Annotated in this window: 5 protein-coding genes; 3 read left to right on the forward strand and 2 right to left on the reverse strand. The window is 65.2% G+C overall.

What is annotated here, in order from left to right:
* Positions 1-367 precede the first annotated feature (367 nt).
* Both G1C96_RS09895 and G1C96_RS09900 read left to right on the forward strand, forming a co-directional pair.
* Positions 368-1672 (forward strand): DUF2142 domain-containing protein, encoded by a 1305-nt coding sequence (locus G1C96_RS09895; RefSeq protein WP_169276423.1) that lies wholly within the window; start codon positions 368-370, stop codon positions 1670-1672.
* A 159-nt stretch (positions 1673-1831) separates the two neighbouring features.
* Positions 1832-3244, forward strand: coding sequence for a hypothetical protein (locus G1C96_RS09900; RefSeq protein WP_169276424.1), 1413 nt, complete (start codon positions 1832-1834; stop codon positions 3242-3244).
* Between the two features lie 67 nt (positions 3245-3311).
* Here G1C96_RS09900 and G1C96_RS09905 read toward each other — a convergent pair whose 3' ends face one another.
* A complete protein-coding gene (locus G1C96_RS09905) occupies positions 3312-3503 on the reverse strand; it encodes a hypothetical protein (protein ID WP_169276425.1) in 192 nt (63 codons plus the stop codon).
* Between the two features lie 127 nt (positions 3504-3630).
* Positions 3631-5055: an ATP-binding protein gene (locus G1C96_RS09910; RefSeq protein WP_169276426.1), complete on the reverse strand. Its 1425-nt coding sequence runs from the start codon at positions 5053-5055 to the stop codon at positions 3631-3633.
* A 140-nt stretch (positions 5056-5195) separates the two neighbouring features.
* Between G1C96_RS09910 and G1C96_RS09915 the strand changes: the two genes are divergently transcribed.
* Positions 5196-6298: hypothetical protein (locus G1C96_RS09915; RefSeq protein ID WP_169276427.1), on the forward strand; the 1103-nt coding region annotated here is incomplete at its 3' end.

Genomic DNA, 6298 nt, shown 5'->3' on the forward strand with positions numbered 1-6298 from the left:
CCGCCAAGGGCGTCTGATCCGCTTTCGGTAGACTGATTCCCTGAAAAGCGAAGAGGTCGGCTCCGGGTATCCCGGAGCCGGCCTTCGTTCGTTTGGCGTGGAAGCGCCGGGAGGCGGCGGCCCGGCGGCTTCGGAACGCAGACCCGTGGGATTGGTCCGAACACGGCGACCCGGCGCATACCCCGGACCGCCATCGCTCGTTGAAACGGGTCGGATCGATACCGCGCTCGGAGCGGCGCAGGTCGATCGAATATTTGCCATTGACGGCCGTCGACAGATTCTACTTGGGAATGTACGGCTGGAAGATCCGGGAATGACGCGGTCCGGCCATAGAATGTGTCGCGACACGAAGGATTCAAGGAGACCTATGGCAGTTTCTACGGCGCAGCACGGGCGGCGCGCATCCCGGCTTTCATTCCTCCGTATGGCGGAGCGGTTCAGGCTGGAACTGCTGTACGTGTTGGTGACGGTCCCGTCCGGACTGCTGCTGATCCTGTTCGACAGGAATCCCTCGCGCAACGACTTCGACCCTCATTGGGACCGCGCCCGGCAGATCGCGTCCGGCGTGCTTCGCGCCATTCCGGACCCGTCAGGCAGCGGCAATTACGGCGGGTACGATGCCGCCGGCAACTTCGTCGCGTTCAACAACACCGCGATCAACTCGCCGTTCCTGTATTTCCCCAGCGTCCTCGGCGGCGGGCATCTGCGCGTGTCCAGTCTGCTGACGCTGCTGTGCTGCACGGCCATGGTGTGCGCGGCCATCCGCCTCGCGCAAAGGTACGGGACCATCGTGCTCGCCGTGGCGATTCTGCCCACGTTCTTCCTGTCGATCGTCTACCCCACGGCCGATGCGGTGACGAACGCATACGCGCTGCTGTGGGTCGCATACGTGCTGCATCTGTATCAGACCCCGCGCATAGGCGGGCGTCGCTGGATCGTCCTCGCGCTCATGGGTCTGCTGCTCGGCCTGATCAAGGTCACCTGCATCGCGCTCGCGCCGCTCCTGCTGCTGTTGCCGGCAAGAGCCGGCTGGAAGGACCGGACCGTCTGGACCGGCATCGTCGCGGCCGGTTTCGCGACGCTCGCGTCGGCGCTGGCCTGGATGCGCATGACGCGCAACATTCCCCCGAGCGCCGTGATCACGGCCGACGACTATCACAAGGGCATGTCGACGATACTGCACAGTCCGCTCAGACTGCTGGAAAGCGTCTGGTACACGCTGATCAACCCGCTGGATCTCACGGGCGACCAGTACGACACGGGCAGAAACATCCAACTGGCGGTGGGCGCCGAATTCACCCAGCTGCCCCTGACGATCATGGCTCCGGTATTGCTCGCCTGCATGCTGCTGGTCGTCGCCCGCAACGCGGACCTGCCACGTCTGGACGTCGTCTCCCGTGGCGCCGTGACGCTCAGCGTCGTCGCATTCTACGTGCTGAACGTGATCGGCATGCTGGCGCTGTTCGCCGCGTACAGTCTGGGCACGTACGCCGGCGGCATGCAGAGCAGATACTTCATCCCGATCCTCGCGCCCATGGCGCTGCTCCTGCCGAATCTGGGCATCCGGATCAATGACGGCAGGATGCCTCGGATGCTGATCACGGGCCTGATCGTCTGGTCCTACGTCGGCTTGTTGTGCGCGCATCTCATCGCGTTCCCGCACGTCGCCTGACGATCCGTATCACTTCCGCGACATTCCTTCCGGGTCCTCGGCTGGGAGGATGATGGGAATGGGATGGACCGTCGGCGCGGACGGGAATTCATGGAAATTCATGAACCGTTGCGCCGGGACTCCCGCTTACAAGGACGTAAACGGAAGAAGGAGTCGATCATGGCGAGGAGACGATGGGCGGCCGGTGCGGTCGCCGCGGTGCTGACCGTTGCGCTGGGACTGGCGGCCACGCCGGTCGGGGCGCTGGGCGCGGATCCGGGATACTCATGGAACGCGGAGGACATCGCGTGGCAGTCCGCCCAAGGCGGGAAAGTGCTGGTGCACCGGCTGTACAGCCCTGCTCTGGGCGTTCACCACTACACCGCGGACTACTACGAAATGGAGTCGCTCACGGACGCCGGATGGACGCACGAGGGCATCGCGTTCTACGCGTCGGCCTCGGGCACGCCCGTGTACCGGCTGTACAATCCGCAGACCCAACGGCACCTGTGGACGCTGAACGAAGAGGAAAGGGACTATCTGGTCCGTTCTGCAGGATGGAACGACGAACAGGTCGGCTGGCACATCGACGAGACGACCCAGCCCGCGATGCCCATGTACCGCGTATACAATCCGGACACGCTGGAGCATCTGTGGACCGCCAGCCCTGTGGAGTACAAGCGTCTGACGGGGCGCACGGCGTCGGCGACGCTGGAGCAGCGCCGCGTGCAGGCCCAGCAGGCCGTGGTGGACGCGCGAGAGACGGTGGGCGCCGCCGATCGTCAGGCCGCCGCCGTCCAACGGAAGGTGGATGGGCTGGAGGCGGAGCTCAATGGCTTGCGCTATTCCAATGACCTGAAAGGGTATCTGGAGTCGGTGGGCGCCACGACCGCGCTGAAGGCGTTCACGGATCCCGGGTTCAACCCGGACGTGCAGTACACGCATCTGGGCGCGTGGGATGACGCCACGAACCTCGACAACGTGATCCGTGCGCTGGAACTGATCCAGGAGTGCAACCGGCTGCGCGCGCTGACCGGAGTGCGGGCGCTGAAGGTGTCGGACACGCTGATGGCGGAGACCGCATCCAGCACGAACTGGAGCCACCGCACCGGGACGATCGCCCATCGCTGGGTGAGCGGGTGGGTCCCGAACGCGCAGAACGCCGCATGGGGCTATGCGAACCCGTATGACGGCTGGTACTGGGAGGAGAAGAACAACTACGAGACGGGCAACGGCGGCCAGGTGGGACACTATTTTGCGATCGCCGAACTCAACGACTTCGGCCCGTACTGGGTGACCGGTCTGGGCTGGGTACCGGATGGGAAAGTGGCGTTCCAGGACTTCTATTGGGACGACATGATCAGTTCCAACTACGATTCGCTCGACCGCACCATCCCCGTGGAGCAGTACCTCGACGAGGTGCGCGCGTTCAAGGCGCGCAACGAGCAGGCCGGTGCCATCCAGGCCCAACTCGATCAGGCGCGTCGGGAACTGGCGGACGCACAAGCCGCGCAGCGCAAGGCCAACGACGAGCGAAACGCCGTCCTGACATGGCAGGCGAAGCTGGAGAAGGGCGAGAACGTAGGGTTCTGATGGGCCCTGTATTTGTTTTACGAGAGGATGGGCCTCGTCGGCAAAGACGGACCCATCCTCTTCATTGCTAGCGGTGCATGGCCGCAATGGCCACAACGATGATGGCCAGAATGACTAAGGCGAATTCGGTGCTCATGAGGCGGTCCTCCTTGTTGTGGTTCATTACAACATTTGGAACGGTAATAGAGAGCGGACCGTCAGTCAGGCGCCAGCGTGGGATTCGATGTACGTAGGGAATCTCCTCGCCGCGCAACGTCATTCGCCGTCGCTCATTCCCCGATGGCAGGTAATGGCCGCCTCCGGTCGCCGACGAATCTTATATCTTCTTATCGCATCTTATCTAATCGTGTCGCGCGATCCGCCGCGATCTGTCGCCGCGCCCCCGCCTACAGGTCGCGATACAGTCGTTCGGCGTCCACGAGCAGCGTGCCGTCCGCGTCGCACTTGGCGCGCGTGGCCGGGCTGACGGGGTTTCTGGTGAACAGCGCGTAGTGGTGGTCCGCGTAGCCGCGTACGAGGCCGGTACGGGCGCGCAGGGCGTCGAGGGCCTGCGTCTCGTTGAACGCGTTGCGCCACTTGCACTCGCCCAGCAGGATGCTGCGGGACTCGGGGTCCGCGGCGATCACGTCGATGTCGGTCTGCTCCCTCGCGCGGGGGTCGGTGCCCCACCACTTGCCGAACCGCGTGGCCAGGAAGGGCAGTCCGTCCCGTCCGTTGGCGCGGGCGAGCCACTGCAGACAGACCGTCTCGAACCGCTGGCCCACGTACGTGGCGAACGCGGGGGACTCCGAGACGCGCTTCGCCACCGCGCCGCCGGTCTCGGCGCTGCGTTCGATAGCGTCGGCGTTGCGTCCCACGAAACGGAACCAGTACGCGAAGAACGGGTCGTCGACCACGTACATGCCCTTGCGGGACTTGGCCGGGTCGTCGCCGAACGGCACCTGCCGGCGTACCAGGTTCAGGCCCTCGAGCGTGCGCAGGTAGCCGCCCGTCGCGTTGGCCTCCACGCCCGCGTGCTCCGCGATCGCCTTGGGCGTGGACGATCCCGAGGCGATCGCCTGAAGCACGGAATAGTACTGGCCCGGTTCGCGCAGCTCCTGGCGCAGGAGCATCATCGGCTCCTCGTACAGCAGGCCGAGCTTGTCGTACATCAGGGCGCGCACGTTGTCCTCGTACGACGCGGACGGGTCGAGCAGCGCGAGGTAGTACGGCGTGCCGCCGAACGTGGCGTAGTAGCGCACCCGGTCCTCCGGCGTCGCGTCCGGCAGGAACCTCGCGGCGTCCAGATAGTCGAACGGCTGCAGGTGGATCTGCGCGGTCCTGCGCCCGTACAGCGGGCTCTTCGAGCCGAGCACGCGGCTCTCCATGAACCCCTCGTTGCTGCCGGAGAGGACCATCGTCACGCACGTGTCCTTCAGCCCGTGGTCGATGGCGATCTGCAGCACCGACGGCAGCGACGGCTCCGCGGCCGCGGCGTACGGGAACTCGTCGAACACCAGCACCCACGGCTCCCGCGGGGACTGCCGCGCCCGCTGCGCGACGAACGAGAACGCGTCCTGCCACGAGCCGAACGCCGGCAGCAGGTCCGGCATGCCGAAGAACCGGTACACGGCCTCGGAGAAGCCGCGCAGGTTCAGCGCGGAGCTCTGCTGCAGCGCCGTGAAGTACAGGACGCGCCTGCCGCGAACGAACTCGTCGATCAGCGACGTCTTGCCCACGCGCCTGCGCCCGTACACCACCACCATGTCGAACCGGTCGCGCGCGTACAGGCCGCGCAGCACCTCGAGCTCATGCTCCCTGCCCACGAACATGCGTCGCCCCCTTCCTGCGTCTAACGTAATCATGATTATGATAAGCACGATTACGTTAGCTTTGCGGACGACGCTCTTCGCGCCGCGTCATCCGTCCGCGTCTGCGTTGGTCTCCTGTCCCTAGAAGAAAGGTTCCTGACATGACAGGAAACAACAAGGTGTGGCGCGCGTCGCTGGCCGGCCTGGCGTCGGTGGCCATGCTCGCCACGATGGGCGTGGTGGCCGGCACGGCCAACGCCGCGGACGCTGCGACGAAGGAAGGCCCGGCAGCCCACAACGTCACGGTCACGGTCAAGGATGCGGCCAAGGGCGTCACCTCTTTTGAAGGCTACAAGGGCGAGACCCTGGCCGATCTGGCCGGCAACAACTTCGGTGACCTTGCCGCGGCCGCGGCCGATGCCGATGGCAAGAACGGCGACAAGTACTTCGGTGGCTGGACCGTCGACGGCACCACCCCCGTGGACTGGACCGCCCCGGTGACCGCGGACACCACGATCAAGCCGCTGTGGCTGACCTCCGGTTACACCGACGGTTCCGATCTGAGCAACCTGGCACTGCTCGACTTCACCGCTGCGGCGACCGAAGTGAAGCTGCCTGCCGGTACTGCGAAGTTCTACGTGTCCAAGGACCAGAACATCCCGTCCGCGCTGCTCCCGGTCGACAAGCCGAACTACAAGCTGGTGACCGACTATGTGTACACCACCTCCGCGGACGCCAACGAGCAGACGAAGGCCGCGGCCGATCTGGCCACGGTGACCGGTTCCAACGTGACCGAGAAAGCGCTGGAGGTCACCTTCGCCGCTCCGAAGACCGAGGGCGCGTACGCGGTGACCGTGGACGCTAAGGGCACCAAGTCCCAGAACGACAAGTCCGCTTACGGCTACGTCAAGGGCGCTCACTCCGATGGCACCGATGACACCACGCTCATCGCGGACGTCGCGTACAACACCGAGTTCACCGTTCCGGAGTGGTTCACCGTCCCGCAGGAGGGTCGTCCGAACCAGACCGTGACGTCTTGGACCGATGTCGATCACAATGGCGCAGTCGTGGGCAACAAGCTGACCGTGGCCTCCAACACGACGCTCGAGCCCACCAAGGGTGACGCCGGTGTGACTGAGGGCTTCGTGACCACGTTCCTGGGTGCCGATGGCTCCGTGTGGAAGACCACGGACGCGGCCAAGAACGACAAGGGCTCCTACTTCGTGGTCGCCCCCGAGGGCAACCCCACGAAGGACGGCTTCAA

It is taken from the genome of Bifidobacterium moraviense, assembly GCF_012932365.1.
In the GTDB taxonomy this organism is placed as follows: Bacteria; Actinomycetota; Actinomycetes; order Actinomycetales; family Bifidobacteriaceae; genus Bifidobacterium; species Bifidobacterium moraviense.